This window comes from Halomicronema sp. CCY15110 (assembly GCF_016888165.1).
Classification (GTDB): domain Bacteria; phylum Cyanobacteriota; class Cyanobacteriia; order Phormidesmidales; family Phormidesmidaceae; genus Halomicronema.
The window spans coordinates 15,756-42,536 of record NZ_JACSWC010000317.1 but is presented as its reverse complement, the minus strand read 5'-3'; the positions used below and the strand labels follow the sequence as shown (position 1 = coordinate 42,536).

32 protein-coding genes and 1 tRNA gene are annotated in these 26,781 nt (G+C 54.9%); 11 read left to right on the top strand and 22 right to left on the bottom strand.

Translation table 11 applies throughout. The annotated features are described in order from the left end of the window. Positions 1-233 precede the first annotated feature (233 nt). Complete coding sequence (locus JUK32_RS14570; RefSeq protein WP_204139587.1) at positions 234-854, bottom strand: hypothetical protein; 621 nt, start codon at positions 852-854, stop codon at positions 234-236. 62 nt (positions 855-916) lie between these two features. Between JUK32_RS14570 and JUK32_RS14565 the strand changes: the two genes are divergently transcribed. Then, a complete protein-coding gene (locus tag JUK32_RS14565; protein ID WP_204139586.1) occupies positions 917-2,671 on the top strand; it encodes an ABC-ATPase domain-containing protein in 1,755 nt (584 codons plus the stop codon). 194 nt (positions 2,672-2,865) lie between these two features. Here the strand turns inward: JUK32_RS14565 and JUK32_RS14560 are convergent, their stop codons facing one another. Continuing rightward, positions 2,866-3,051 (bottom strand): hypothetical protein, encoded by a 186-nt coding sequence (locus JUK32_RS14560; RefSeq protein WP_204139585.1) that lies wholly within the window; start codon positions 3,049-3,051, stop codon positions 2,866-2,868. A gap of 219 nt (positions 3,052-3,270) precedes the next feature. Then, a complete protein-coding gene (locus tag JUK32_RS14555; RefSeq protein ID WP_375541571.1) occupies positions 3,271-3,861 on the bottom strand; it encodes a DUF4126 domain-containing protein in 591 nt (196 codons plus the stop codon). A gap of 204 nt (positions 3,862-4,065) precedes the next feature. Here JUK32_RS14555 and JUK32_RS14550 point away from each other — a divergent pair, with 204 nt between their 5' ends. Continuing rightward, positions 4,066-4,647, top strand: coding sequence for a rhomboid family intramembrane serine protease (locus tag JUK32_RS14550; protein ID WP_204139584.1), 582 nt, complete (start codon positions 4,066-4,068; stop codon positions 4,645-4,647). 141 nt (positions 4,648-4,788) lie between these two features. Here JUK32_RS14550 and JUK32_RS14545 read toward each other — a convergent pair whose 3' ends face one another. The 3 genes from JUK32_RS14545 to JUK32_RS14535 form a co-directional block, all read right to left on the bottom strand. Next, positions 4,789-5,961 carry a DUF4335 domain-containing protein gene (locus JUK32_RS14545; protein ID WP_204139583.1) on the bottom strand — a complete coding sequence of 391 codons (1,173 nt, stop codon included), beginning with the start codon at positions 5,959-5,961 and terminating at the stop codon, positions 4,789-4,791. Beyond that, on the bottom strand, positions 5,958-6,563 hold the full coding sequence (locus tag JUK32_RS14540; protein ID WP_204139582.1) for a DUF3038 domain-containing protein: 606 nt from the start codon (positions 6,561-6,563) through the stop codon (positions 5,958-5,960). The genes JUK32_RS14545 and JUK32_RS14540 overlap by 4 nt, the downstream gene beginning before the upstream one ends. 224 nt (positions 6,564-6,787) lie before the next feature. Further along, the gene (locus JUK32_RS14535; RefSeq protein ID WP_239112669.1) at positions 6,788-9,127 is read right to left on the bottom strand and encodes an IMS domain-containing protein; all 2,340 of its coding nucleotides are present in this window, start codon (positions 9,125-9,127) and stop codon (positions 6,788-6,790) included. Positions 9,128-9,531: 404 nt separating this feature from the next. Between JUK32_RS14535 and pdhA the strand changes: the two genes are divergently transcribed. The 8 genes from pdhA (at position 9,532) to JUK32_RS14495 (ending at position 16,620) form a co-directional block, all read left to right on the top strand. Then, positions 9,532-10,560: a pyruvate dehydrogenase (acetyl-transferring) E1 component subunit alpha gene (gene pdhA / locus JUK32_RS14530; protein WP_204139581.1), complete on the top strand. Its 1,029-nt coding sequence runs from the start codon at positions 9,532-9,534 to the stop codon at positions 10,558-10,560. 89 nt (positions 10,561-10,649) lie between these two features. Beyond that, positions 10,650-11,633 carry an alpha-ketoacid dehydrogenase subunit beta gene (locus JUK32_RS14525; RefSeq protein ID WP_204139580.1) on the top strand — a complete coding sequence of 328 codons (984 nt, stop codon included), beginning with the start codon at positions 10,650-10,652 and terminating at the stop codon, positions 11,631-11,633. Between the two features lie 7 nt (positions 11,634-11,640). Next, a complete protein-coding gene (gene secD / locus JUK32_RS14520; RefSeq protein ID WP_204139579.1) occupies positions 11,641-13,110 on the top strand; it encodes a protein translocase subunit SecD in 1,470 nt (489 codons plus the stop codon). Further along, positions 13,107-14,072 carry a protein translocase subunit SecF gene (secF, locus tag JUK32_RS14515; protein WP_204139578.1) on the top strand — a complete coding sequence of 322 codons (966 nt, stop codon included), beginning with the start codon at positions 13,107-13,109 and terminating at the stop codon, positions 14,070-14,072. The genes secD and secF overlap by 4 nt, the downstream gene beginning before the upstream one ends. Positions 14,073-14,081: 9 nt before the next feature. Further along, the gene (locus JUK32_RS14510; protein ID WP_305037841.1) at positions 14,082-14,420 is read left to right on the top strand and encodes a hypothetical protein; all 339 of its coding nucleotides are present in this window, start codon (positions 14,082-14,084) and stop codon (positions 14,418-14,420) included. 95 nt (positions 14,421-14,515) lie between these two features. Beyond that, positions 14,516-14,599, top strand: a tRNA-Ser gene (locus tag JUK32_RS14505). Positions 14,600-14,670: 71 nt separating this feature from the next. Further along, on the top strand, positions 14,671-15,735 hold the full coding sequence (locus tag JUK32_RS14500) for a tyrosine-type recombinase/integrase (protein ID WP_204139577.1): 1,065 nt from the start codon (positions 14,671-14,673) through the stop codon (positions 15,733-15,735). Positions 15,736-15,795: 60 nt separating this feature from the next. Next, positions 15,796-16,620, top strand: coding sequence for a GIY-YIG nuclease family protein (locus JUK32_RS14495; protein WP_204139576.1), 825 nt, complete (start codon positions 15,796-15,798; stop codon positions 16,618-16,620). A gap of 213 nt (positions 16,621-16,833) precedes the next feature. Here the strand turns inward: JUK32_RS14495 and JUK32_RS14490 are convergent, their stop codons facing one another. From JUK32_RS14490 to JUK32_RS14465, 6 genes are all read right to left on the bottom strand, one after another. Further along, the gene (locus JUK32_RS14490; RefSeq protein ID WP_204139575.1) at positions 16,834-17,151 is read right to left on the bottom strand and encodes a hypothetical protein; all 318 of its coding nucleotides are present in this window, start codon (positions 17,149-17,151) and stop codon (positions 16,834-16,836) included. Next, entirely contained in the window at positions 17,148-18,353 is a 1,206-nt protein-coding gene (locus tag JUK32_RS14485; RefSeq protein ID WP_204139574.1) for a hypothetical protein, read from the bottom strand. Before JUK32_RS14485 ends, JUK32_RS14490 begins: the two co-directional genes overlap by 4 nt. Before the next feature lie 78 nt (positions 18,354-18,431). Further along, entirely contained in the window at positions 18,432-18,674 is a 243-nt protein-coding gene (locus JUK32_RS14480) for a hypothetical protein (protein WP_204139573.1), read from the bottom strand. 3 nt (positions 18,675-18,677) lie between these two features. Then, on the bottom strand, positions 18,678-19,049 hold the full coding sequence (locus tag JUK32_RS14475; protein ID WP_204139572.1) for an HNH endonuclease: 372 nt from the start codon (positions 19,047-19,049) through the stop codon (positions 18,678-18,680). Then, positions 19,049-20,125 carry a hypothetical protein gene (locus JUK32_RS14470; protein WP_204139571.1) on the bottom strand — a complete coding sequence of 359 codons (1,077 nt, stop codon included), beginning with the start codon at positions 20,123-20,125 and terminating at the stop codon, positions 19,049-19,051. Before JUK32_RS14470 ends, JUK32_RS14475 begins: the two co-directional genes overlap by 1 nt. 163 nt (positions 20,126-20,288) lie before the next feature. Then, positions 20,289-20,468 carry a hypothetical protein gene (locus tag JUK32_RS14465; protein ID WP_204139570.1) on the bottom strand — a complete coding sequence of 60 codons (180 nt, stop codon included), beginning with the start codon at positions 20,466-20,468 and terminating at the stop codon, positions 20,289-20,291. A gap of 71 nt (positions 20,469-20,539) precedes the next feature. On the opposite strand from JUK32_RS14465, the gene JUK32_RS14460 reads away from it, so the two are divergent. Continuing rightward, entirely contained in the window at positions 20,540-20,935 is a 396-nt protein-coding gene (locus JUK32_RS14460) for a helix-turn-helix domain-containing protein (protein ID WP_204139569.1), read from the top strand. 30 nt (positions 20,936-20,965) lie between these two features. Here the strand turns inward: JUK32_RS14460 and JUK32_RS14455 are convergent, their stop codons facing one another. The 10 genes from JUK32_RS14455 to JUK32_RS14410 form a co-directional block, all read right to left on the bottom strand. After that, on the bottom strand, positions 20,966-21,247 hold the full coding sequence (locus tag JUK32_RS14455) for a hypothetical protein (RefSeq protein WP_204139568.1): 282 nt from the start codon (positions 21,245-21,247) through the stop codon (positions 20,966-20,968). Between the two features lie 101 nt (positions 21,248-21,348). Continuing rightward, positions 21,349-22,191, bottom strand: coding sequence for an ATP-binding protein (locus JUK32_RS14450; RefSeq protein ID WP_204139567.1), 843 nt, complete (start codon positions 22,189-22,191; stop codon positions 21,349-21,351). Positions 22,192-22,287: 96 nt separating this feature from the next. After that, positions 22,288-22,551 (bottom strand): hypothetical protein, encoded by a 264-nt coding sequence (locus JUK32_RS14445; RefSeq protein WP_204139566.1) that lies wholly within the window; start codon positions 22,549-22,551, stop codon positions 22,288-22,290. 22 nt (positions 22,552-22,573) lie between these two features. Further along, positions 22,574-22,879, bottom strand: a complete 306-nt coding sequence (locus JUK32_RS14440; protein WP_204139565.1) for a hypothetical protein — start codon at positions 22,877-22,879, stop codon at positions 22,574-22,576. Positions 22,880-22,942: 63 nt separating this feature from the next. Beyond that, on the bottom strand, positions 22,943-23,152 hold the full coding sequence (locus tag JUK32_RS14435) for a hypothetical protein (protein ID WP_204139564.1): 210 nt from the start codon (positions 23,150-23,152) through the stop codon (positions 22,943-22,945). Continuing rightward, positions 23,153-23,434, bottom strand: a complete 282-nt coding sequence (locus JUK32_RS14430; RefSeq protein ID WP_204139563.1) for a hypothetical protein — start codon at positions 23,432-23,434, stop codon at positions 23,153-23,155. A 102-nt stretch (positions 23,435-23,536) separates the two neighbouring features. Then, positions 23,537-24,448: an ArdC family protein gene (locus JUK32_RS14425; protein WP_204139562.1), complete on the bottom strand. Its 912-nt coding sequence runs from the start codon at positions 24,446-24,448 to the stop codon at positions 23,537-23,539. An 83-nt stretch (positions 24,449-24,531) separates the two neighbouring features. After that, positions 24,532-25,005 (bottom strand): SWIM zinc finger family protein, encoded by a 474-nt coding sequence (locus JUK32_RS14420; protein ID WP_204139561.1) that lies wholly within the window; start codon positions 25,003-25,005, stop codon positions 24,532-24,534. 529 nt (positions 25,006-25,534) lie between these two features. Then, positions 25,535-25,834, bottom strand: a complete 300-nt coding sequence (locus tag JUK32_RS14415) for a hypothetical protein (RefSeq protein ID WP_204139560.1) — start codon at positions 25,832-25,834, stop codon at positions 25,535-25,537. Between the two features lie 588 nt (positions 25,835-26,422). After that, entirely contained in the window at positions 26,423-26,632 is a 210-nt protein-coding gene (locus JUK32_RS14410; protein WP_204139559.1) for a hypothetical protein, read from the bottom strand. Positions 26,633-26,781 lie beyond the last annotated feature (149 nt).

The window sequence follows — 26,781 nt, the reverse complement described above, 5'->3', positions numbered from 1 at the left end:
CGACGCATTCCTGACCGTGGCACCTTAGCGTGCGAAACCACCGCTTGGTACATCGAGCGCAATCGCTTACACAAGTCATTTACGGGCAAGAGCCAAACTTGACCTCTGGGAGGCAGATGTTCCAATCTTCTTGCCAGTGTCGTAATACAAAACGGAGCACTACCACCAAAGCCGTAGTGCTCCGTTCATTAATTCATAAAATACAGAGATGTGTGGCGTCTCTCCGTAGACTGCTAAAGGTTGGTGCAAGTTTGAAGGACTTGTCGATCCGTCGCGGTTACATCGGCAAGACGATGAAAGCCCGTTGGCACCCATTGGCTAGCGGTGGCATTTTCTGAGGCAACTGTAGTTGCAGTTTCGAGGGTCATCGCTAAAGGATGTTTCGTCTGCGCGTAGCTGTCGATGACCGTGAGGGTCATGTTTGTACTGTTTGTTTCACCATAAAAGCAGTCAAATGAAGAGGCGGGCTGATAAAATCCGCCGTTGATGTCATGTCCAGAAACCTGCATCACCATATAAGTTGTGCCGGGTTGATGTGCTGTGGGGCTTTCGCCAAACACATAGACACCGTCTGCTAAAGGAGCTGGGGCGGGATTAGCGATCGCTGTCCCCATGGTCGCCATGAGCGAACCGACAATTAAGCTACAACCCAGTGCCGCCGCCAGAGGACGCCGAAATGGCGCGATTCGGAGCTGTTTGGAGACTGTTTGGACTTGGGCAGATAAAGGCGATACAGAGAACATTGGCGCGATAGTTTGTGGGTGCAGTATTAATATCAACGGAAAGTTGGCAAATTCCAGTGATACGACTAAATTCTTTGATTGATCTTCGTCCGACAACTGGGTGATTGACATCCCACGAAGGTGTGATTTTGATCAGGGGTGCCACTTTTAAGTTGCTTGTGCTTGCAAATTTCATGTCAGTCAACCATTTACGCGATCTCTTGCACGCCCTGGATGGGCAAAGCTATAAAGCCTACAAGTCCTTACGGGGCAGCCATTCGCTAGCTGATTTCACGCTGCATATTGACTATGTGCAGGGCGATCCGTTTGCGGCACCAAGTCGGGTACGAGTTGAGGTGCCGCAGGCGATCGCGCAGTTTCCCAGTTCGCTATATGATTCCTCGCCGCGTCGCATCGCGCTGGAAGATTACCTCATCCGCCAATTTGATCGGCAGATTCAGACAGTGGGGCGGGCTACGGGCTCTGGCAAAAGTGGGTTGATTGAGATTGTGCGGCCCTCTCAGGCGATTTTGCCGCGCAGTGCGGCGCACATTTCTGAGCAGATGGTGGAACTGCGCTTGGCGGTGGGGTTGCCTGCGTTTGGGCGGCGGATTGCGGGGCGACAGGCGGCCATCCTGTTGTGTGAGCAGTTGCCAGAGTTGATTGACCAAACGCTGTTTTATGCCCAACTGGATGCCGCCGCACTGCAAGCCCACTGCGACTGTGCCGAGGCCGCCGACTATTTGCGCCATCAGTTACGCGATCGCTGTCTGGTGGCGTTTATTGCCGATGGGGCGGTGCTGCCTCGCCAGAGCGGAGTGGATGATCGACCGTTACGCCAAGATGCCGTTCCCTTTCAGTCACCCCCTTCGTTGCAGACAAGTTTGCGCTTGCCGGATGGTGCAATGGTGACTGGCCTGGGCATTCCCCAAGGGGTGACGTTGATTGTGGGGGGTGGTTATCATGGCAAATCGACCCTGCTGCGGGCGATCGAGGCGGGCGTTTATAATCACATTCCCGGTGATGGTCGGGAGCGGGTCGTGACGGATGCGGCGGCGATGAAGGTGCGCGCTGAGGATGGCCGCAGCGTCGTCGGGGTGAATATTTCACCCTTTATCAATCACTTGCCGCAGGGGCGATCGACCGTACAATTTTCGACTCAAGACGCCAGTGGCAGCACGTCGCAGGCGGCTAGCATCATCGAGGCAGTTGAGGCCGGAGCCGCCGTGCTGTTGATTGATGAAGATACCTCGGCGACCAATTTTATGATTCGCGATCGCCGGATGCAGGAATTGATCACGAAGGCCCAAGAACCCATCACCCCCTTTGTGGATAAAGTGCGCCAGTTGTACACCGATCATGGGGTTTCCACCATTTTGGTGATGGGGGGCAGTGGTGATTATTTTGATGTGGCGGATACCGTGATCGCTCTGGATAATTACCGTCCTGAGGAGGTGACGGCGCAGGCGCGGGCGATCGCCAGGGCGGATCAAAATAATCGCCAAGCTGAGGGGGGAGCGACCTTTGGCGACATTTCGCTGCGAGTCGTGGCGCCTGACAGCATCGATGCGCGCAAAGGCAAACGCGCGGTGAATCTGAAAACTCGCACTACGGATGAAATTAGGCTCGGCCTCCATGAAATTGATCTCTCAGCCGTTGAACAGCTGGTCGAACCTGGGCAACTGAAGGCGATCGCCGCTGCCATGGTGTACGCCCAGCAATACTATTTTGATGGTCAGCGATCGCTGACGGCCGCACTAGATCGGGTGCTCGGCGACATTGCGACCCATGGCTTGGATTGCTTAAGCGATCGCCTAAGTGGCGAATTTGTCGGTTTCCGGGCGCTAGAACTCGCCGCCGCGCTCAACCGCCTGCGTACATTAGTTATTGACGGCTCCCCTAACGACCATGCCCCCACCGCTGAGCACCGTGGCGAGGATGAGGCCTAAGCCGCTGGCATTGCGGGGAATGCTCCTCGTCTGCTGGACAACTAGTCAGAGATACGCTCAGCCTACACCGTACCCATGCCGAAGAAGGGGCAGTCCCAACCCTCATTCACCCAGCTACCCAGCTACCCATGCACTGACCTCAACCGGGATGTTATGTTCTCGCCGATCCCTAAGCGGGACATGGTGGCCGCAGCCTAGGGTTCGCGGTTGAACACCAAACTGTAAACGGCTAAGCGTTTAATGTCTTCGTATAGCGCTTGTTGGCCATCGGCGGCCCGCCGGATATCGTTGGCCCCGACTAAAAACAGCGCCCAAAGGGCCAGCACAATCATGAAACGGCTGCAAATGGCCAGTGGACAGAGAAACGAGGGTTTAAACATGATGAGAACGTCCTTGGGGGCGTGGTCAGGACATCGGTGATCTTGACTATCAGACTGTTAATTAGCATGCTAGCGAGTCGACTGCAGCGTTTGCATTAAAAAATATTCAGAAAAATTTTGACGACAGCCCACTGTGAGCGATGGGGTCGCCGCCCTGCGACTCTGAGAATTGCGGCTCTGCTCATTGCCAGCCCAGTCATCAGAAATTCCCTTGTCAGGTTAATCAGGTTCGCGTCTCAGTCGTTTGGGCGGGCGATCGCCTGGGTTGGGTTGCTTCAGGTACCACTGTCGCCAGGTTTGTGAGGTTCTCAGGGCGAGCCAAAGCAGCAATAGAGCGATGAGGCCCCCTTGTTCGGGCGCATCAAACGCAAACAAGACTAAGCAGACGCAGAGAAAATCTTCGGCAAAAATGACCCACACTTTGGGACGCTTGAGGCGATAGATCCAGCCTACTTGCACCAGGTGAATGACCAGGGCTAATAGCCCACCAAGCAGGCCTAAAACGATCACCAGGGCATCGGCAATCTGGAAAGTCCGTGCCACGGCAATACCCGCGATCGCGCCCACGATAGGACTGAGTAACAACCCCACACTACGAACCAACCGCTGCATCAACGGCTGGGTCGAAAAGATCAGTTCTGCCAGGGCCCAACTCACCAGCGCCCCGACCACAACCGTCGGGGGAAGTTGCGATAACCCCGGCATGTGCGACCACAGCTCGTCGGACAGCAGGCCAATCAGTAACAGCGGTAAGGCAATGCGCAAACCCGCTGCGGCTGAAACCGACAATACCGCTAGCAATTCAGTAATAATCACGGACAGGCTGAACTTAGTATGCTGAGAGGTGGGTGCCTTCCAGCATCAAACATGGTTACTTTAAACTTCTAAGGCGCTCTGGGTTGTCCGTCAAAAACTATTGACATAAGTCAACCTGATATTGACCCCAGTCATCGGCTCCCCCGACGGCTCTGCTAACGACACCCAATCGCCTGTTCACCCCTGATTCTCAAGGTTATGCCATCACCGCCACCGCAATTGCTTCCGCGATCGCCTTACAACCCTGTATGGAACTTAGTCACGATTGTTGTCTTGCTGTGGGGCATTCAACTGGTAAATGTGGGGCTATTTGACGGTCGGCTGATTCTGAATGGAATTTACCCGCGCCAATTAGATGAGCTACAGGGCATTTTGTGGGCTCCCTTTTTGCATGGTGATTTTGGCCATCTCTTAGCAAATACCTTTCCCATCATTATCCTGGGAGGGTTGGTGATGCTGGGCCAAGCCGAAGATTTTTGGGTCGTGACGGGCTTATCAGCTCTGGCGAGTGGCCTGGGCACCTGGTTAGTGGGTGCGCCTAACTCTATCCACATCGGGGCTAGCGGCGTGGTGTTTGGCTATTTTGGCTACTTGCTGCTGCGCGGTTATTTCGATCGCAGTGCCTTTTCCGTCACCGCCTCCCTACTGGTGATTATTTTTTACGGCAGCTTTCTCTGGGGAGTCTTGCCCACTCAACCTGGCGTCTCTTGGGAAGGACATTTATTTGGATTCATTGGCGGCGGGGTCTCTGCTTGGCTGCTGTCTAAATCAGCTCGCTGAGCGACCAATTAAGCGACCCTACGGTGAACTCAGGGATCAGGGCGACATACCAATTTTGGCCAAAGCAACGCTGTACCTGCCAGTGGATAGCCAAGACGGCGGTTCCAACTGATGGAATCTTCATGCCTAAGCCCCGCCGATTTACTCCGGATCGGTCGCCTCGACGGGTTCCAGTTCCACCATGCCGTCGGGTTGTAAAGTCAGGCGAAATTGGGCGACGGGCTCATCGATCGCCTGCTCAACATCAATAGGGATGAAGGTCAGCTGGGGTAGCGGCGTACGGTCAATATTTTCTAGAGCGGCGTCATTTTCGTATTTGTAACCCAGAATGTCGCCGTCCGTAGACACGGCGATGCGATAGATTAGCGCCTCATCAAAGGCTAAGCCGCCGTCGTCCGCTAGCTCTTCCAAGGCCGCTTCGAGGGTGTTTGTGACTTCCGCTTCGAGGTCGGTGAGCAGATCGTCGTCAGCGATCGCGGGTGCTGTCGCGAGTCGTCCCAAGGCAATCCCCGCCGCCACGGGATTGGCTATCTCTTCACTACCGGCGAGTTCGTCAGGCTGGGCGGTTGCTTCGGTGTCCGCATCAGTCGCGGTTTCGGCATCGGTCGTCGTCGTCTCACCAGCCGGATCGGCAGTCGCGCCGTCGGCATCATCAGAGCCGGGCGCGGCGGCACCCCTTTCGGGCACACTGGCTGAGTCTGGGTCGACCAGTTCGGATTGCTCTTCGCGATCGCTACGCTGGGGCTCAAACTCGGGCACGGGCAGCATAAAGAGCAACATCGACGCCACTGCCAACGTCGAGACCCCCACCGCAGCGGGAATCAACCGCTGCGCCGCCGGTTCGGCTGGGCGGGCATGGCGGCGATGGAGGGGCGCGACTTGCAAGGCCATGTCAGGCAAGGTGAAAGTGTCGGTCAAGAGCTGATCAACGGCTTCCACCAGGTCAAAAAGCTGGACTGCATTAAGGGCGATTGTTTGCTGAGTTTCAGCCCCGGTGTTGTCAGTCAACGTCGCGACTAACTGATGGCGATGATCGTCCGTTGGTTGGAGGACGACGGGCTGGTCGGCAGTGGGGGCCGTAGCGAGCGGGTAGGGCACGCCACTGAGCAAAGATTGGGCATAGTCACTGACGGTTTTGACCAGCGCATTCAAAAATTCTCGTCCCCCGCTGAGGCGATCAGATGTCCCCGGAAAGGAACATTCCGAGTTCAGCACCACAGTGAGGGGGGATGTGGGGTCGGACTCTTCCCCAGTCACCAGACCTTCCACAATCAAATTGCAGTTCGGCAAAATGTATTGACGCTGTGCCGTCATACGACTTCTCCATCAAACAGACTATTCCACAGGCGCTGCGGCCCTTGAGTGCCAGTACAAAACAGTAGTCGGGTGAGTAGCACAATGGCTAATTCATCCAGCTTTTCATCGGTGTCGTAGGCAATTACGCCGGCCCGTTTCGGGTTCATCCGCGCCCGAAACAGACTCCGAAATCGCTGTAAATATTCCGCTAGACGGAAGTGATGTTCGAGGGCGAGATTTTGATCTTGCAACTGCTGGTAGCCCAGTAAAAGTTGGCGAATGAGTACGGTCAATCGCTTTGCCAGGTAACAAATCACCAGGGTCAGGGCTTTGGCTTGGTCGATAGATAGCGGGTCACGCTGGCTTTGGCGTCGCATCGGATTCGTACCCCGGATGAGCCAGAGTTTCACCCGCCCTGGAATGACGGGCTGTAAGCCGAGCTGCTCAGAAACTTTGAGGAGGGCTTCTGACCCGGCGACATCGAGGGCTTCGATCGCCAAAATCAGCAAATCTAAATCAGTCCGAACCCGGCGGGGACAGTCCTGCGACGGGAGGCTGGGCGTGGCTAGGGTTTCTAGAATCGAGGGCGACGATGACGCCAGCGGGCTGTCGACTTGCATATCCTCAAAGTTCAGTAGGTCGGCAACATTACAATACCCGTGATCAAGCGAATAAATGACGCCCGCTGATTAGCGGGATCACCGTCTTAGCTTTGACACACAAGCGCTCAACATACCGCAAAATGGTCGAATGTACCACTCTTGTTGGGGAGCGATCGCGAAACTTCATCCCGTAGTTGAGCCCTGACCATAGACGCAGCGATCGCGAATAAGTGCCGCCGTGACTATTCGCCCACCTGCACCATATCCTGCACGTACCAGTCGTCGCCCTCGCGCACGAGTTCGTACCGCATGGTGAGATTCGTATCGTAGGACAGGGCGTCATTACGGGCTCCCAATTCAAAGAACTCCGCGACTTCATTGACTTCGGCCTCGACAGTAATGGCTTCAGCGGTCGGATCATCGGGCTCGACGCTGATGACGTTGACCGAGTGCTCAAAAGTGTAATACCAGTTGTCGCGTTCGCCGCCCGCCGCCCGATTTTGCCACTGGGAGAGGACGGGATCGACCAATACCGTTTCTAGCACGGCGGTGTTGTGCTCTGGCCCCATGGCGAGGCGCTTGGCCTCTAACCAACTGGTGATGGTGCGTTCCGCAATATCGGTGACGCCAATGGTGGCTTCCGGCGGGGCCGCCTCTGGCAAGCTAATCGGGGGGGTCGACAAACTGATGTTGAGGGCGGGTTGCTGGATTCTGGGGCCGGAGAATAAGCCGCCAATCCAGGCAAGCGCTCGTACCGTCACCATGCCCAGAGTGCCCATCGCCAGGAGTCCGACAATGACCACCACCGCCAGGCGACCCCAACGAGGCGATCGCGACGGTGGGGATGGATTGGGCGGCGCTGATCGGGGCGATGGGGCCGGAGTGGGAGACACCACCTGAGCCGATGGCCGATAGCCATTGCTGGATGCCCCGGTCGAGCGGGGGGGTGACTGGGGACTTTGCAATTGCCCGTCTGGAGACAGTTGAGAAACCCGCTCAGCGACACTTAAATCAGTCTCCCCGCTCGTCCCCAGCGTTGCCGCTGCGCCCGCTGTGGCTAGTTTTTCATCCACAAAGGTGAGCCCTTGGGCCAAGGTGGCATCGGTCGTCGCCTCGGGGGCTGCCCCTGCCCCCGACATGGCGGTCGCCGCAAAGGCCGACTGGGGTAAGGCCGCATTGGCAGCCAGCGACAGATCGGGACGCTCACTGGTGTAAAAGGGGGCGGGGGTAGACGGCGGTGACGCTGGCGCGACGGGCATCGTCTCTAAAAACGACTGCACTTGCGCATCGGCAAAGTAATCTTTCAGGGCGGTTTGCTGGTCGGTCAAATCTCGAAAGTGGGTGAACACCTCTTCTCGCAGCCAACGTTCTGCATAGAGGCAAAGTCCCGGCAGTAAATCAGGTGCGCCTTGAGAATGCTCACGGATAAAGGCCAGGGGTTCATATTCTTGACTGCGTTCGAGGGCATGACCGGCCTCCTCGGCTTGGCCCAGCAGCAAAGCGCACACGGCCTGTTCTAAATGCACGTCTTGCCGGGTGCCGACCTGTTGCAAAAGCTGTTTGGCGCGACGCACTAGCGCAGGCTGATGAAAGGAGAAGCCGCGCGCCAGTAGGGCATATACCGCTAAATAGGTCGCCACTGCTGAAGGTCGGCGGGCTTCTTTTTCAAAAATTTCTTGCTGCTCAGCGGCAGTCAGGTAGCCGCGCAGTTGCTGAATAAAGCGGAGAAAATCATCGGTGGAGAGGCCGGAGCGATCGTCCCCCGCTCCATCAATGCCGCCCCGGTCTTGCAGCATCGCCTTCAACAGTTGAAAGCCTTGGCGACGTTCAGCAGTCTGCTCTAACGGTCTTGCCACCAATTCCAAAACCCGATAAGGCCGCAACTTATCCAAATCGGAGCGCAATTCAGCCTGAATGGCGGGAAAGTTATCTTCTTGCACCAGTAGTGTCAGCCCCGTATCCAGCGATTCGGCAGCGTTTTCATACTGATTTTGCTGCCACTGCTCACGTCCCAGCTCTAAGCAGGCCAGGGCGAGGGACAGCACCACATCGCCTTTGACCCGGGCCGGATCGCCGTAGCGCCCATCGACCAAGGTGTCACTGCCATTGCTCATAAAGGGCCGCCCCAGTCGAATGGCCTGTTCGTATTCGCCCAACTCGAGCAGGATCAGCAGCGCCCCCACGAATTGGTCGTTGCTAATTTCAACGGTGGGTGTGTAGGGCTCAGGGGTCGGGGTGGGGGTATTATCCGCCGCCAGCGATCGCAGCGTTTCCTCGCCGACTTGAGGATTAAACTCAGCGGCCTCGCCCTCACCCTGAGCCGATTTAAAGGCGTCTAACGCCCCTGGGGTGTAGGTCCGAGCCAAAAATTGGGCGTCGTAGCTCTGGCGCTGCTCTTCATCCGCCAGCGAGCGATAGGCTTCGTCAATTAGGGACTTGCGCGACTCGATCGCAATTTCCGAATATTCCCGCCGGGGCAATTGCAGCGTGCGATCGCGATGGGCCTGTTTCAGTTGTTCTGGGGTGGCCTGTATCGGTAAGCCCAGTATTCGGTAGTAATCCAGTGGAATTCGCACTGTCATCTTGTTATATGCCCGCTTACCGTCAATTCATCGCGTCTTTTCCGACGTGCTATCGGCGACTGCCCGCTGTGCCCGCAGTGAATGCCCTGAGTATAAAGTTATCGGCTGGCCACCGGCTCGAAATAAACGTCCCTCATGATAGGTCGGTTATTGAGTTCTTAACAGTCCAATCTATAATTTAAGGCCGCTAATTTTTCTATTCTCAAGCACTCATCACCAATCTAGGGAAGGATGTCGGTGTCGATCGGTATAGAATTGTTGAGCTTATCAAGGATGGGCGATCGCCCTCCTTTCCCTGGTGAAATCTTGCCTGCCAGTAGCGTCAGTCCATAGACGATGACCAACTACTGACCGATTTTGTTTATTGTGTAAAGTTGGAACTGCCGTAAGGATACGTCAAGCTCATGGCCCAGGAACGGACCCTACCTGTATTTGATGCTGCCGATGCCCTTGTGACCCGCGAAGAAGGGCTCACAGTCTACGAGGACATGGTGCTCGGTCGTTATTTTGAAGATAAATGCGCCGAAATGTACTATCGGGGTCGCATGTTCGGCTTTGTCCATCTCTACAACGGGCAAGAAGCGGTTTCGTCTGGGGTGATTACGTCCTTGCGATCGGATGACTATGTTTGTAGCACCTACCGCGATCACGTTCATGCCCTGAGTGCTGGTGTGCCGGCGAATAATGTCATGGCTGAGTTATTTGGCAAAGAGACTGGGTGTAGCAAGGGGCGCGGCGGCTCTATGCACCTGTTTTCTGAGGAACACAACCTGCTGGGTGGCTTTGCCTTTATTGGCGAAGGGATTCCGGTGGCTTTGGGGGCGGCCTATCAAGCGCACTATCGCCGGGTGGCCTTAGGTGACCCTAACGCTGACCAGGTGTCGGCTTGTTTCTTTGGGGATGGCACTAGCAACAACGGCCAGTTCTTTGAATGCCTCAACATGGCGGCGTTGTGGAACTTGCCCATCATCTTTGTGGTGGAGAACAATAAGTGGGCGATCGGCATGGCCCATGAGCGGGCGAGTTCTCAAACGGAAATTTATAAGAAAGCCAGTGTCTTTGGGATGCCGGGTGTGGAAGTCGATGGCATGGATGTGTTGGCGGTGCGAGATGCGGCAAAAACGGCGATCAGCCGCGCCCGCGCGGGCGAAGGACCGACCTTGATTGAGTGCTTGACGTATCGCTTCCGGGGTCATTCTCTGGCTGACCCCGACGAACTGCGTTCCAAAGAAGAGAAGGAGGAATGGCTGTCTCGGGATCCGCTCAAGCGGTTTGAAACATACCTGTTGGGACAAGATTTGGTGAAGGCCGAAGAGCTGAAGGCCATCCGCGATCGCATTCAACAGGTCGTGGATGACGCCGTGACCTTTGCCGAGCAAAGTCCGGAACCGGATCCCAGCGAACTCCGACGCTACATCTTTGCGGAGAATTAGGCGATAACGCCACCGCTCCCGGCCAAGTGCGATCGCCCCACCCAGCAGTTTTCATCCCCTCGACCTCTAATTTTCCAAATCACAATCCTATGGCAGAAACACTCCTATTCAATGCCCTGCGCGAAGCCGTTGACGAAGAAATGGACCGCGACGATACGGTGTTCGTTCTCGGTGAAGATGTTGGCGTTTACGGCGGCTCTTACAAAGTCACCAAAGGGCTGTACGAAAAATATGGCGAGTTCCGCGTTCTCGACACCCCCATCGCTGAAAACAGCTTTACGGGCATGGCGGTTGGCGCAGCGATGACGGGCTTGCGGCCCATCATCGAAGGCATGAACATGGGATTCTTGCTGCTAGCGTTTAACCAAATTGCCAACAACGCGGGAATGCTGCGCTATACCTCCGGCGGCAATTACAAAATCCCCATGGTCATTCGCGGCCCCGGTGGCGTCGGTCGGCAGCTCGGCGCTGAACACTCTCAGCGCTTGGAAGCCTATTTCCAAGCCGTTCCTGGACTCAAAATCGTGGCCTGTTCCACCCCCTACAATGCCAAAGGCTTGCTCAAATCAGCGATTCGGGATAATAACCCTGTCCTCTTTTTTGAGCATGTGCTGCTCTACAACTTGAAAGAAAACCTGCCCGATCACGAATACCTGGTCCCGCTGGATCAGGCCGAAATTGTCCGTCCCGGCAAGGATGTGACAATTCTGACCTATTCTCGGATGCGGCACCACGTCACTCAAGCGGCGAAAAAGCTGGAACAAAAAGGCTTTGATCCAGAAATCATCGACCTGATTTCGCTGAAGCCGATAGACTTCGACACCATTGGGGCGTCGATTAAGAAAACCCACCGGGTCATCGTGGTCGAAGAATGTATGAAGACGGGGGGGATTGGCGCGGAAATTGTGGCGTCGATTAGCGATCGCTTCTTTGACGAACTGGACGCCCCGGTGCTGCGGCTGTCTTCCCAAGACATTCCGACCCCGTACAACGGTAAACTAGAGAGTCTGACAATCGTGCAACCTCGCCAAATTGAGGAAGCGGTTGAGAAAATGATGGCACTGCAAATTTAAGGACACCATGGGCAGACAACGGTTGCTGCTGGCAATGATTTTAGGTTTGGTCATTGGCGCAATCTTCGTGATTAGCACCATTCCCACTCGACTCGGGTTAGACCTGCGGGGCGGCACTCAGTTAACCCTCCAGGTCGAAACCACCGATAAAGTGCCGACCATCACCGAGCAGGATATGGAAGCGGTACAGCGAGTCATTTCTGACCGGGTGAACGAGTTGGGCGTATCCGAAACCTCAGTCCAGCAATTAGGGCAGAATCAGCTGCTAGTGCAGTTGCCAGGGGTCAGCGATCCCGAACAGGCCCAGCGGGTGTTAGGCGAGACTGCCCAGCTCGAGTTTCGCCCCCAGAGCTCAGGCACGGAACAGCAGTTCCAGATTGAAAACCAGATTTTGCAGCAACATCAGCTGGAACTGCTGGCGCTGCAAGAAGCGGCTAATACGGGTTCACAAACCCTGCTAGAGTCAGCCACGGGTGAACCGGGCACTGCCGCCACTGAAGACGAGATTCAGCAGCAGATTCAGTCCGTTCAGCAAGCCATTCAAGACAGCAATCGCGCCATTCGCGACCTCTTTGCGCCTGCCGATTTGACCGGCCAAGCCTTGACGGATGCCTTTGCTAGACCGCGTCAGAGTGGCAATCAGTGGGAAGTCGTCATTCAGTTCGATTCTGCTGGCGCGAATCGGTTTGCCGAAATCAGTCGCGATATCGCCGGTACGGGACGCAGTATTGGCATTTTTCTTGACGATCGCCTGATCAGTGCCCCCAGTGTTGATGTGCAATATGCCGAGACGGGCATTACCGGCGGCAGTGCCGTGGTTTCGGGCAACTTTAATGCGGATTCCGCCAGCGATTTAGCCATTCAACTGCGCGGTGGGGCGCTGCCGCTACCCGTCGCCGTGGTGGAAACTCGCACCGTCGGCCCCACCTTAGGTCAAGATAGTATTCGCCGCAGTCTGTACGCTGCCATTGTCGGCCTCGTGCTGGTGTTGATCTTTATGGCGGTTTACTATCGCCTGCCCGGTGTGCTGGCAGACATGGCGCTGGTCGTTTATGCCCTGCTGACCTTGGCCGCTTTCAACGTCTTTGGCGTGACGTTGACTTTGCCGGGGATTGCGGGTTTCATCCTCAGTATTGGCATGGCCGTCGATGCGAATGTCCTGATTTTTGAGCGCACCCGCGAAGAGTTGCGCAGCGGCAAAACCCTCTATCGTTCAGTGGAATCAGGCTTTTACCGCGCGTTTTCCAGCATTCTCGATAGTAGCGTCACCACACTGATTGCCTGCGCTGCCCTATTTTGGTTTGGCGCTGGTTTAGTGAAAGGCTTTGCCCTCACGTTGGCGATTGGCGTGGTGATTAGTCTGTTTACCGCGGTGACGTGCAGCCGCACACTGCTGCTCTTTTCCTTGAGCCTGCCCCAATTCCGCAAACCTGCCCTCTTTTGTCCCGGCCTGTCCACTGCACCTGCGAAGCCATGAAGTTAGACGTTATTCGACAGCGATCATTTTGGTGGTTGATTTCTGGCATTTTTCTGGCGGCTAGCCTGATCGGCATGATTATTAGCTGGCAACAGTTTGGCGCGCCGCTGCGGCCTGGCCTGGATTTTGTCGGGGGTACCCGGATCCAAGTCAGCCGTGATTGTGGTGCGGCTGATTGTAGCGCCCCCATTGATTCGGCAGATGTGCGATCGCTCCTGGCTGACCAGGGCTTAGAAACCGGGGTGATTCAGGTTACGGGCACCGAAGGGCAAAGTGTTTCGATTCGGACCCGCAACCTCAATGTGGATGAAGAAGCCACCCTCCGCACGGCTTTAGACGACGAGATTGGCCCCCTCGACAACCGCTCGGTGCAGATCGATTCGGTGGGGCCGCTGGTGGGTCAGCAGCTATTTGCGTCTGGCTTATTGGCGCTCATCGTCTCGTTTGCGGGCATTGTCATTTATCTGAGTTTGCGTTTCCAATTAGACTATGCGCTGCTGGCAATTGTGGCGTTGTTGCACGACGTGATCATCGCCATGGGGCTATTTGCTTGGCTCGGGCTGTTGCTTAAAGTTGAGGTCAACAGTCTATTTATCGTCGCTTTGCTCACGATTGTCGGTTTCTCGGTGAACGATACCGTCGTCATTTACGATCGCATTCGCGAAAATATCAAGTTGCACCCCGAACGTCATATCAACGACCTCGTCGATGATGGCGTCAATCAAACCTTGACTCGCTCGATCAACACCACTTTGACGACCATTTTGCCGTTGATCGCGATCGTCCTGTTTGGCGGTGAAACGCTCAAATTCTTTGCTCTGGCCTTGATTGCAGGCTTCTTGGCCGGTGCTTACTCCAGTATTTTTGTCGCCAGTACCCTCCTCGCTTGGTGGCGAGTGAAATCGGGGAAAGCGATCGTGGGGCTTACGGAACCGCCACAACCCGCCGAAGAAAACCTCTGAAGCTGAATCGTGTCGATTGACCCCGCATCACAGAACCTTGATCAAATGCTGGCGCTGCGCCGCCGCTGGCTCAAGCGTTGGTGGCTAATCACTCTAGCCTTATGGGCCTCAGTGGGGGCGATGAGTGTCTGGAGTCTGCGTGGCACCTGGCAGCAACTCGCTGACTACTTTACCTGGGCAGCGTTGCGATATGGCCTCGCGTTTAACCGTCTCGCCGCGATCGGGCTAGGACTCTGCTTGGGCTTAACCGTGGCCCTATTGGTGAAACAAGCTCGATTTTTATTGTTTGGCCTCACCGCCACCGAACGTCAGGACCTGATGAAAGCGCTGAACAAACGCCAAACTTAATCGCTGTGTCAGTACTTCTGGGGAGCAGTGGCGACGTAAATTGATCGCAGCAAGCATCTCATTGTGGAAAAGGATGTTTTACAATAGCAAAGCCTGGAGAGGTGGCAGAGTGGTCGAATGCGTCCGACTTGAAATCGGATGTCCCAAAAGGACCGTGGGTTCGAATCCCACCCTCTCCGTTGTTCTAGCGTTCGCTATTTACACTATTTGCTGCGAATATTGTGATAGTCGTTAGATTTTTGAGTCCAAATTGAGTCCAGGTGACCAGCTACTAGAACGAGAGTCAGCCGCTTACACGAAGGTTTCGATCTGGCGGCGGGGTGGTAGTTATAGTCTACGGGCTCGGCTACCTGATAAAACTACTGGCAAAGTGCGGCAGCAGTGGATTGCTACGGGCTGCAAAGTGACAGCGGCGGGGCTGAAAATTGCTCAGGCCAAGGCAGCTAAGCTTGAAAGCGATTTGCTGTTTGAGCGATTTGACTGGGCGGATTGGGGGAAGTCCAGTGGTGGTGAGTCCAGAAAACCTAAAACGGCTCATGAGTGGGTCGAGGCGTTTCTGGCGTGGAAGGGGGAAACGGTGAAGGATACGACTATCCGCAACGACTACGAACCCTACACGCGGTTGATTGACTGTCAGCAGCCCATTACAGCCGCATTGCTAACGGAAGCCTGTAGACAGGGCACGACACCGAATTCTAGGGCACGGAAAGCCTGTGTGAGGTGTCTGAAGGAGTTGGGGCGCTACGCTGGTTTGGAAATTGATTGGACGGGGTTGGCGGGCAACTACAGGCCCGAGGCGTTTGACCCGAATGAGTTGCCCACTGACGAGCTAATCGAGCAAACCTGGGAGCAAATTGCCAGCCCGATGGTGCAGTGGGTGTATGGGGTTAGCGCAACCTACGGCATCCGGCCCCATGAGGTGTATCACCTGGATTGCTCACGATTGGGCGGTGACGATGTGCTGGTGGTGCTGCGGGGCAAGACGGGCCGCAGGGTCGTGTATCCCTGCAAGGCGGAATGGGTCGAGGCGTTTCGGCTCTGGGATGTGCATGCGCCCACGGCCAGGGAGGGGACGCCCAACAAACGCTTGGGAGAGCGCACCAGCAAGGCGTTTAAGCGCTGGGATGTGCCCCATATTCCCTATGCGTTGCGCCATGCCTATGCGATTCGGTTGGCACGGGTGGGGGTGCCAGTGGCGATCGCGGCCAAGTGGATGGGGCATTCGGTCAGCGTCCACACTCAGACCTACCACGGGGCCATGTCGGAGCGAGAATATCAGGAGGTCTGGGAGCGAGTTGTGAAGGGCGGCCAGTAACCTTACTTGGCTCGGTTTTGTCGAATTGCTTGTCAAACCGAATCTATCTCATAGAGACACATGAAAAAAGAACAAAGTAAAATATTCCTTAATGACATTTTGAACTTAGGCAACCTTGACAATGTGAAGATCCGTTTTAATCTGATGTTTGAGGGTAATTGGAACCCTATCGAAATATTTAAGGATGGAAATACTGACATTTTATTGTCAGGGCAATATTGGAATTATCAAAGAAAAAAATCCTTTAAAGAAGGACAGGTGACAGTGGGCTTTATAAGGCTCGGCAAAGATAATTTGTGGCTACTCTTCCATGTTGGACGAATCACGAAAGACCTCAATAAGCTCAATGCAGTTGGTTACGAGTATGAAGCGCTCTCAGAGTTTGAAAAATACTTTGGTCGATTGATCGTAAAGTTTAAGAATAAATCGCAAACGATGATCAGACTAGCTAAGTCCGTAATCGATGAGTGTGAAGTAGTACAAATCTTGCCAGATATCTTCGATAACGATATCTTTCCCGGATACGACCACGTCAATATTTCCTGGGAAGAGATGAGCAGAGTGCTCACCAAGGAAGGTTGGAAGACAGCCTTAAAAAATCAAAAAGGTGTTTACCTGATAACCGACTCTTCTAATGGGAAAATGTATGTTGGCTCTGCCTATGGCGATCAAATGCTGCTTGGGCGTTGGGGAACGTACATAAATACGGGTCATGGAGGAAATATTGAGCTAAAGGGATTGAGTTTTGAACATATCAAAAACAACTTTAGATATTCGATATTGGATATATTCAAATCAACTATTAACGACCAAGTCATCATCGCAAGGGAAAATTGGTGGAAATGTGTTTTGCATACTAGAGAGTTTGGCTACAACAAGAATTGACTCAAGAACCGAAGTCTCAAAACTGAATGGTTTTGCAATACAGAATTAACTTGTTTGCCCTGGTTTTCAGGGGTATTCAAGTCAATTGGATGGTTCCGCTTGAGCGACCAACACACTCCAGACAAAGCAAGGGTTTATAAGAATTGGGTGAACGGCACATCAGGTGTTTCAAGCCATAATTCGGAGGCGATCGCGTCTGCTGCAAAACTAAGCCTACTCCAAACCCTCCCATTGCTCAGGTGGCATGGCTAGAACGGCTTCCCAGCGCTGCCAGTTGATTTGTAGGTTTCCGGTGGGGGGCACAAATCGATAGTGCGTCCCCAATTGCAGGGTGCAGCGCTGCTCAGTAGCCCTGGCAGTTTCGGCCCGGTCTACCAGTTGCTTGATCTGGTGTCGGCTCAGGCTGATCAACGATTCGGCCTTGTGGGGACTGACCCAATCTTCGACCGAGAGGCCCGTAATTTTGAGGATTGCCGCCAGTTGCGCTTCCAGGGTGGCAATACGCTGTAGCAGGGGTTGCGGTGCGGTCATAGTACCTCCAAAATTTCGGCAATAGGGCGGCGATCGCTGACGAGCTGCTGCACGGTGGCAACCTTGGCGGCGGGGATGTATTTGCGGGTGCGCTTACCTTGCTGTTCAAAGCAGTAGTAGTGGCTGATGCTGGGAGTTTTGCGCTGTTGATTGCCCTCACGGGTTTCAATCCAACCAGACGCGGGGCGGCGTTTGCCTTTGGCCTGGGCCTGTTTCCTGGCCTTATGCTCTGGGGGTAACTTTTTCAAGATCTTCAGTGCGCCTCGATTCAGTAACATGCGACCTGCGCCATCTTCACGAATCCAGACGCCGGACTGATCGACCTCGATGGTGCCAGCGATGCCGGAAAACTGAACCCGGTCGCCCGCTTTAAACCCTGACAGCAGGGGGCAAACAAAGATCAGGAACTGCGGGGACACCGCGATCTCTGATGCTTGGCCCTCAAACTTGACCCAGCATTCAAAGTATTGGTCATGGTGCAGCTCCACCTTCTGGATAACGCCGACTGTCCCCTCAATGACTCCAGATAGGCCCAGTGGGTTAGCTTTCCGGTTGTGCTTGGTGTAGTCGGTCTGTACACGATCTCCCGCTTTGAAAGGCGGTTTTGGGGGTAGCGGCGCTGGCGCTGCACCATCCACCTCATAGGCGTGAATCTCGTAGGACTCTACTTCTGGCAGCAGGGCGGGTTGCCTGTAGATGGGTGGGCCTGGTGGGCGCGAGTCAGCGATCGCAGAGTGCGTTAATGCTGACTCTAGGGCGTACCCTTCGCCTTCATCGTCCCAAGTGACCAGACAGTACAGATGGTCGCCACATCCCGCCATCGGTCGGTAGTCGATGAAGGTGCCGTGGCGGACCAGGCAATCTAGGCGGTGTTCTGGAAGCCAGTGGTCACTATTGGAATCTTCCATCACGCGATCGCCCGGTCGAAACTTCAGCTCTGGAGCACGGGGCCGGAACGCCGACGGATGAGCAACCCACTCCACTTCGTTGGTATACAGGCTGCGAGTAGGCCGACAGACTTTTTCACCGGCCTTGATGGCTTCCCAGTCGGCGGCGGGGTCGTTTAAATAAGCACTGAAAGCATCCTGAGTATTGATTCTGGCGACTTCTAAGGTCTGCTCGAATAAATCATCATTCGGCTGACGGGGGCGTGTGACTTTCACCCGGTCGCCGGTTTTCAGTGCGGCGGGGGATATTGACATGGGCCGTGGTTCTGAAGATGAATCTGGCGTTGGTGCATTGCTGCGCGAATGCACCCTACGAGTTGCTGGTTGCATGGTTTACGGCTCCCTGAGAACTCTGTGTAATAGGTCATGTTCGACGCGGGTAATCCCTTCCTCGGTGAGCGACAAAACTGGCTCTCCTTGCTCAAATCGTTTGACCGTGGCGTGTCCGGCCAAGATGTTTTCCAGCAGTCCGAGCTCCAGGCGCAGCCGCTCGGCCCAGGCGATCACGTCAGCGGCGGTCTGGGGGTTCAGCTCTCTCAAGCGCTGTGCTTCGTCTTCACTCAGAAAAATGGCCATTGCTCAGGCTCCAAATAGGTTCAACTGCCCTTCGCGCTCCAGCTTCAGGGCTTTCTTGCGAGCCATCTGGCTCAGGTCATAGCGACAGTGGCACGGGGCACACAAAGCTTTTAGGTTCGACCGTTCGCAGTTCTCGGGTCGGTGGTCGAGGTGGGCGACGGTGAGGACAAACCGGGTGGGTTTCTCCAGAAACTCGGCGACGACCGGGCATTCACTTAACCGACCGGTGGCAATCCGCTCGGTGAACTCACTAGCAGGCTCCCCAGAACGGCGGCACTCACGGCCACACTTCTCACACTTCCACTCGGCCTCTTGTTTGACCTGGTAGGCGATGGCGTTCCAGTTCTGGGGGTAAAGATGACGCTGCATGGGCATTACACCACCTCCCCGTCGATGACTTGAAAGCCCCAATCGGGGCGCAAAGTCGTGACCAGTTCCTCGATCAGGTCATGCCATCCGGCATGCCACTCAGCATTTAGCCGCTCTCGGGCGTAGGTGCGATCGCCATTCCACAGAGAGGCGTCAATGACCTGGGCCAACTTCAGGGAATCGGGTGGCTCTGGGGGCTTCGCCGGGGGCCTGCCCTTGGCCTTGCGCTTCGCCTCATTACTGGTGAAACCTCGCTGTAGTGCGGATCTCAGGAAGCCACCGGGGTTACGAATTTTGCCGCGATCGCGTTGTTCTTCCAGGGCACTGAGGGCGTTTTCCACCAGCCGCGCCGCCGCCGCAACTCCTTTGTGTTCTATCAGCGCCGCTAACGTGTCTTGAATGGTTTTGTTCGGTCTGACTCCTGAGTCTTGGATAAACCCTGAAAACTGCTCCAGCGCTTGATCTGGAGAAACAACAGACCCCGCTTCAACGCCAAACCTGGATGTACCAATACCTTCCCTGTCAATTCCGAGAACAAAACAATCCTCTGTTAGATCTGTTTGTTCTTTTAAAAGATCTGTTGATCTGTTTGGTACATCGGCTTTGACCCAATTCCAGGCGTCAAAAGCGTTAACCTGCAAGGCTTCTGAGGATTTTCCACAGCCCTCCTCATTTTCGCAACTTTGCGACTCCCATTCGCACATCTGCGAGTCATTTTCGCAACTTTGCGACTCCCATTCGCACATCTGCGAGTCATTTTCGCAACCTTGCGACTCCCATTCGCACATCTGCGAAACGTCATGTGGAGCAAGGACTTCAGGGATGGCAACGACCATCTTGCCTTTGTTGAGATCAAGCCTGCCTGCTGCCTGTAGCGCTCCGATAGCGCGATAGTAGGTCGCCTGATGTACGCCCAACTCCCGACACAGGTTATCCACGTCTACGGCCAAGCCTGAGCCGGGTTTGAGCTTGGTTCGGAAGTAGGTAAATATCAGCCCTCTGGTGGTAAGAATGCCGTCCTGGTAGTCGCGCTGGGCCTGCTTCCAAGTCAGCGCATAGAAGGGCGCGTTAATTCTCGGCATGGCTCCTCCTTCGCTGCTGCGCCAGGTATCGCATTGCCGTCGTCCTGAGCAGTATTGCTATCCGCCTACTGCCTCTGTCGGTTCTGAGGTGTTTCATGATGGAAGGTGAAAGTGTGTAAAGCACGAAACGTCCCGCTCTGGTTGCCGCCAGAACGGGATTTTTTTAGGCTGCTGGAATGACTGCCAGATTTTGTAAATACGCGGCTAGAGCTTCTTCGACCAGGTCACTAGCGGGGCGTCCCTCCTGGGCTGCCGAAACCTTGGTTGCAGCCCAGATGCCGGGCTGCAACCGGATCGTCACGTTCTGACGGAGGGGCTTTTTACTGCGGCTTAATTTATCCATTGATAGTTTCCTTTCAATCAATCAATCAGTAGTATATTACGCAATTGATTGATTGCTTAAATTTTTAGTTTATGCTGCGAAAATTGATTGACCTGGGTGTGTTTTCGGTAGTTGCAGAAGGATTCTCTGAAATGGATGAGGTTGTATTGAAGCGATATGCCGAGGCGGTCAAAGAGGCTAGAGGCAAGCGATCGCAGCGGGATTTTTCGGAATTGCTAGGGGTGTCTCAGTCCACAGTTCACAATTGGGAGAATGCCAAAAATGCCCCCGACCTGGACGGCTTGGAGAAGATCGCCAGGATTCGGGGGCAGTTGCCAGAAGAATTAATGACTGAAATTTATGGACGCAAAACTGAGGCCAGCTTGCAAGAGCGGATTGAAGCGATGGACGATAAAGAATTAGCGTGGCTCATGATGCTGCTGGCTCAACGGGTCGCAGGAGGTCGGGTGGACACTGATGAGGAGTGAGGTAGATTAAATCGGTTCTGCTGCCGCCCTTTAAAATCGTTTGACTTCTCTGCGAATAAACACTAGCTCTAGTTGACCTCCAACCGCCTGGACTAATCGCATCAGGGTTTCAGTTGTGGGGTTGCCGCTCTCAAATGTTCGACCTAACTGAGATCGTCGCTGCACGGGCTTGATTAGCTTGCCAGTTTCGGCACTTTCAATCTCGCAGTAGGCAGAAACCAGGGAGGCTAGCCAATCCTCTCCCCATTGTTTTTGAGCTTCTTGGGCGATGGCGTCAATCAGTGCCTTGGCTTGCTCTGCCGTCCGGGTCATAGCTTCTGTAGTGAAACAGTAGGCTAAAGATAGCATCTAGTTACCTCTTTAGTGCTCTGCTGGTACTCAGGTGGGGGCATCGATGCCCCCACCTGGTCGGTTTAAGCTGTGGCTTGCTGAATCAGTGCAATGAGGCAATCGCAGTCTTGGGAGGAAAGCTGTCGAGGACTGGTGCGCCCATGAAATTCAGCCTTGATTAAATTGCGTACAGACTCTTGATCAAGACCAACCGCTTCACGGGCTTCTTTGACTCGATTAGCGCGACTCTCTACGCTTTCTTCCATCGGGGCTCCATCGCTCAACCACATCAGCATGGTGTCCGCTAAATTCTCACCGGGGTTAGCGTGGGTTGTGCGGGTCAGAGCGGGACATCGGCTCTTGGAAATCGTGAGCATGTGGTTGAGGTCAAGCTCTCCAGCGATGTCAAATTCATACTCAATGCCGGATGCCTGAATGGGTGCGGTGCCAACTCTTTCGGGCATCGGCTTGCCGTTGCGGGGGCTATCCACTAAAACCCATTCGGTCTTTGTCCGCATGGTGACTATGACATGGGCCGGACTGCTCAACATGGCGTCGATCAAGGCGCGTTCTAGGGGGCGAACTTTGCCCCATGCGGTAAAGCTATTCTTGGCGTTGCTGGTTTCGTTCAGTTCCCAAAACCATGCATGACTGAGGCTGTCGATCACAATCACTTCATACTCGGCCTTGCCTGCTTCGCGGATGGCTTCGATGTATTGGTTTGGGTGGAAGTCGGTCAACTCGCACACGTCGAAATCAAAGCGATCAGCGTACTTGCTGGCGCTGCCGTGTTCGGTGTCAACCAGAGCAATGCTGCTGCCTAAGTGGTGAGCAATATTGAGGGCGCTGTATGTCTTGCCGCTACCACTGGGGCCGCATAGAGCTAGTCTCAAGCGGGCTTGGTGTTTCGTCGCCTTCTTAAACATGGTCGGTAACTCCTAACTGTTCTGGGGTGTGTTGGGGGTGATCACGGCTTATCGGGGCGATACTCCTGCGGAGTCGCGGCGCGATCGCCCTGGGGTTTAGTGCATGGTCAGCAATTTGCCGATGCGTTTAAGGCTGTCGGGGTCGGTTTGGATGCCAGGGCCGGGAGCTTTGGTGGCCAGGTCGCAATGGGTCGAGATTGGGATCATGTCCCAATTGCAATGCTCACGGGCTGAGAGAATCCAGATCACTTCAGGGCTGCAATAACCCAGTGTCCAAACTCGCTGCTCCGTGTACTGGTAACTGCCGTCACAGTCGGATTCTTGGCAGTAAGCGGTGTAGGTTACGGTTTTGGGTTGCATGGTGGTGGCTCCTTAATGGGTTTTAGTGCTTCAGGATTTGCAGTTTGATGGAGCCGTAGTGCTTGACTTTGTGGGTCTTGCGCTCAATCAGGATTGAGCGTGTCCTGATGTGGCTTTCTATCGGCTCTCCGTCGTCGTCTAGGAGTGCGGTGGTTTGCTCCAGGGCAAATATCCAGCCTTTGTTGCCGTTGGCTCTGGTAATGCTGGTCGGATAAAAGTAGGCTTTTGCCCAACCTGCAAGAATCTTCTTTGCCTCTGGTGACAGGTCATTGAATCGGCGTTTGTCCCAACCTGAGAGCCTGGGTGGTGTGGTGCAGAAGTGAAGCATGATTGTCTGATTGTTCTGAGGTAGGCTGGGGGAGATCGCCCTAGTCAGAGCGATCGCTGTGGCTTAGTCTTCTGGGTATGGAATCTCTAGCGGTTCCGGGTCGCTGCTGGTGTAGTCGAGGTCAGGAATGCCCCAATCTGGATGATCCTCAGCCTGGTAGATGGCGTTGCCTATCTTGCTGATGATCTTTTCTGGGGTGAGGTAGTCGTGTCGATATTCGATGTCGATCGTGATGGTCAGCGTGAATTGATGACGGTTTGAGTCAGTTTTCATCTAAAACAAGTCCTCACAGCTACAGGGGTTAGGGTCGTCGTAACCGCCTGAGAGGTAGGCAGGGCTAAGAATGCGATACTCAAGCTGTGAGCGGTTTTCTCGCTCGTGCTGGGCTTTCAATTCTGCGAGAACGGTTTGGATGCCCCAACGTTTGAGAATCTCGGAAAGCTCTAGGCTGTCCCATCCCCACTGCTCAATCTGGGCCTCGTCTTGGGCCTCGCGTTGCTCTTGCTCTCGCTCGTAAGCAAGCTCTGTGGGTTCCTTAACTAGAAATGCGTTCATAATGTGATTACCTCATGTTCTGGGGTTCCCCTGTCGGGCTTTGGTCGGCATGACAGGGGGTTAACTTTTGAGCCTTTTAACGCCATGCTCAGGGCGGCAAACCTAAGCGGCTGCGGGGACTGGCTCTGCTTTCATCTCGGCATTGGTCAGCAGTAAACCTGCGGCTTTCTGTGCCTGTCCTGCGGCTTTAATGAAGGCTCTCTTGTCAGACTTCAAAACCTGCAACCAGTTGTCTAAGTAACTGGCATGGTTTTCGAGTTCGCTACTCATCCCAATCTCGTTACAGACGAATGCAGCGCTAAGCTCGGCGATCAGTTCTTCATAGGCATAGGCTTGTGAGCCAAACTGATTGCCCAACTTGCGGTCTAAGCGGCTGGGGTGTCCTGTCCAGTGGGAAAGCTCGTGGATGAAGGTGGCGTAGTAGGCTTCGGCTCCGGTGAAGTCCTCATACCGGGGCATCTGGATTTTGTCGGCACTGGATGAATAACAGGCCATATTGCCGCCAAACTTCACCACGGCATTCTGAGCGGCGATCAGCGCTTCGGCATCTTCAAGCCTCGGCTCGGCGTTGGTATTGACTAAGCCTTGCGCCTGAATGACATCCGCGATCTTGCGATCGCTCTCGCTGTCATCAACACAATCCAGGTTGAACACGTTCAGCCATCGGAATGAGTTGAAATACCGTTTCTCAGTTTCTCCGGTGTCCTCGTTGGTGACTTCCTTACAGGCGGTGCCTCCCCATAACAGCCAGGTGGCTTTACTGCCCTTACGGATCTGCCATCCCTGCTCTTTGGCCTGGGCAAAGCCGATAAACAACGGGCTGGAGTAGTCGTGAATCAAACAGTCAATCGCCGCTAACAGCGGGTTTGTTCCCTGGTACTGATGCCCGGTAATCGCGTTGCCGTAGCCTGCGGAGTGCCAAGGCTTCTCCCAAGGCTTAACGCCCTGCTCCATCAGGCTTAAGAGCTTATCCGTCAGCAATTGGAATTTGTCGATCGATGCTTTCTTTTTCATGAAAGTGTCCTTGTATGTTCTGGGGTTTGTCCCGTGTGGTCGGTCACGGGGGGCAGTTTTACGCCATGCCCAGGGCGGCAAACCTAAGCCGCATAAATGGCGGCTGGCTCACTGGCTCGGCGTAGTGGGATAACTTTCTTCGCGGTCATGTAGTCGCGGAGTGAGCCGAAACCAAGATGGGCTAAAACTGCGTAACCGTGCTTACAACAGCCTCGGCCCCAAAACTCAAGCTGATTATTGAAGTCGTCACAGGTGCAAAACACGCCATTTGAGCGAGTCTCAAGGGGGTATGTAGTGCCATTGGACTCATTGCGGACGGTGTAGGTATTGGGACGGTCTAACCGCTGCGTGACCTGCAAAGCTCTGCTCTGAGCCTTGCGCCACTCGGCAAAGTGCTGCTTAAACAAGCGCTTGCTAATGAAGGTGGGGCGCTGTCCTTTCACCCAAACCCAAACCACTTTGAAGAACTCGCGGATTGTGACCTGAGCCGATTTAGAAAGCCCTAACATCCGTCTGACTGCGGCGGCTGAATAAAGAATGTTGCCCGGTGTAACCATGCTCTTGCCTCTCGCTCGCTAGACCAATTGTACTATAAATCCATAGCTTTTAAGGCATAGACAACATGAAGCTTGGATGAAGGCAGAAGCCAAAAAGCCCTAAAATAAAAGAAGAATAAACACATTGCGGCCATGACAACGCATAGCTTAAAAGCTATAATAAGTACAGGTGAACGGGGGAGGTGAGAGGCGCGAAGGGCGACACATAAGGCAAGCGGGGGGTGAAGCGCAAAGCGCGAGGCACCGGAACCGAAGCCGGAAACCTGCCAGCGGGGGCAACCGCACGAACGGCGCAAACCACCACCAGCCCCCCAAGCGGAAACCGACCGGAGTAAAGGTGAGAGCTGGGCGATCGACAGCAGCAACCGAGCAACGGCAGCAGACGCCAGCGAGGGCAATGGCAACCCAACCCCGACGGGGGAAACACCCACCCAACTCAGCAGGGCAACGGACTTGATAAGGCACCCTGCAAGGGCACTGGGAACCACAAACTAAACGCCCCAGAACAATGACCGGAAAGCAACTGACACTAACGACGACAAACCCACACCTGAGCAACGCCTATGCGCGGCCCACACAAGGCGGCGTGGTGACGCTGAGCGACGAAACCCCACAGGCTGTGATGGCGCTGCAAAGCCTGACAATGGGCAAGATAACCGCTGTAAAACGCCTGCCAGAGGGACGCTTGGGGCTGCTGTGGAGAAACGCCCCAGAACTGCTGACACTGCCACAGCCACCCAGCCAGGGAAGCCGTACCGAAGGAAACCGGCTGCCCTGGTAGCAGCGCCCAGGCCGCCCCACCGGGCACCCCGCGCCGACCATGAGCCACCAAGCATCCGCTGTTCTCCCCGGTTCGGATCGCGGGGCTGACCGTAGGGAAGCGCCGCCAAGATAAAGGCTACGGAGGCCGGGCATTGCCGGGCCGACACACCATGAGAATTGACTGCTATCGTCTCGAATCAGTACAGGGGGGACGTGAGGCGCTGTCCCTTGCGGCGTAGAAGCTTGGGCGTGATAGCGTTAATTTTCCTGGGGGCGGAGCGAACCGCGAACCCGCGCCACTCGCACACCGAAGCCGCCGCCCCCCTACCTTCCTGATTCCCACGCCCAAAGCGCGCCGTCAAGGGCAAGCCGAAGCAATCAGAGCGCCACGGGCGCAACACCTGATGTATGTAGCCTGTGGCCCACGCTCAGCGGGGCACGGGAGGCGCTAGAGGGCGGTGCCGGGTTAGGGACACCAACTTTGCTCAAGACAATCGGGTGCTGAGGCCAGAGCTAGCGAGGAATGCTGGGGGCTGACGGGGGGAAGACACCATGCTGACCGCTAGCCCTAGTGCTGAACGGCCCGAATTGGCTTGACCGCTGGCGGGGGTGGCCCGACCGCTGGGCCTGGGCCGAAGCGGGAACCCCCAGAGTCTTAATTGCGATCGCCGTCTGTTTTCGGTGAGTTTGGCGTGAAGGGAACCTCACCTCTGGACTTCAGGCTTTCTAAGTACATCTCAATCGCGATCGCTGCAACAGTTGCAATTTTCTGATCACGCGCCTCTGCCCACGCTTCGAGATCAGCATGAACGGTATCGGGCAAGGTCACATGTACTCTTTTGGCCACTTCAATCATTGATTCCATTGCCCCAAATGTTACTTGATAGCTGCATCGTCGCAACTACCTAAACTTCGTATTATATCGCTAGCTCCTTTTAAGTTGCTTTGAAAGCCCTAGAAAGTTGCTAGAAAGTTGCTATTATCGAATTCAAGAAACGATTCGGAATCGTTTCA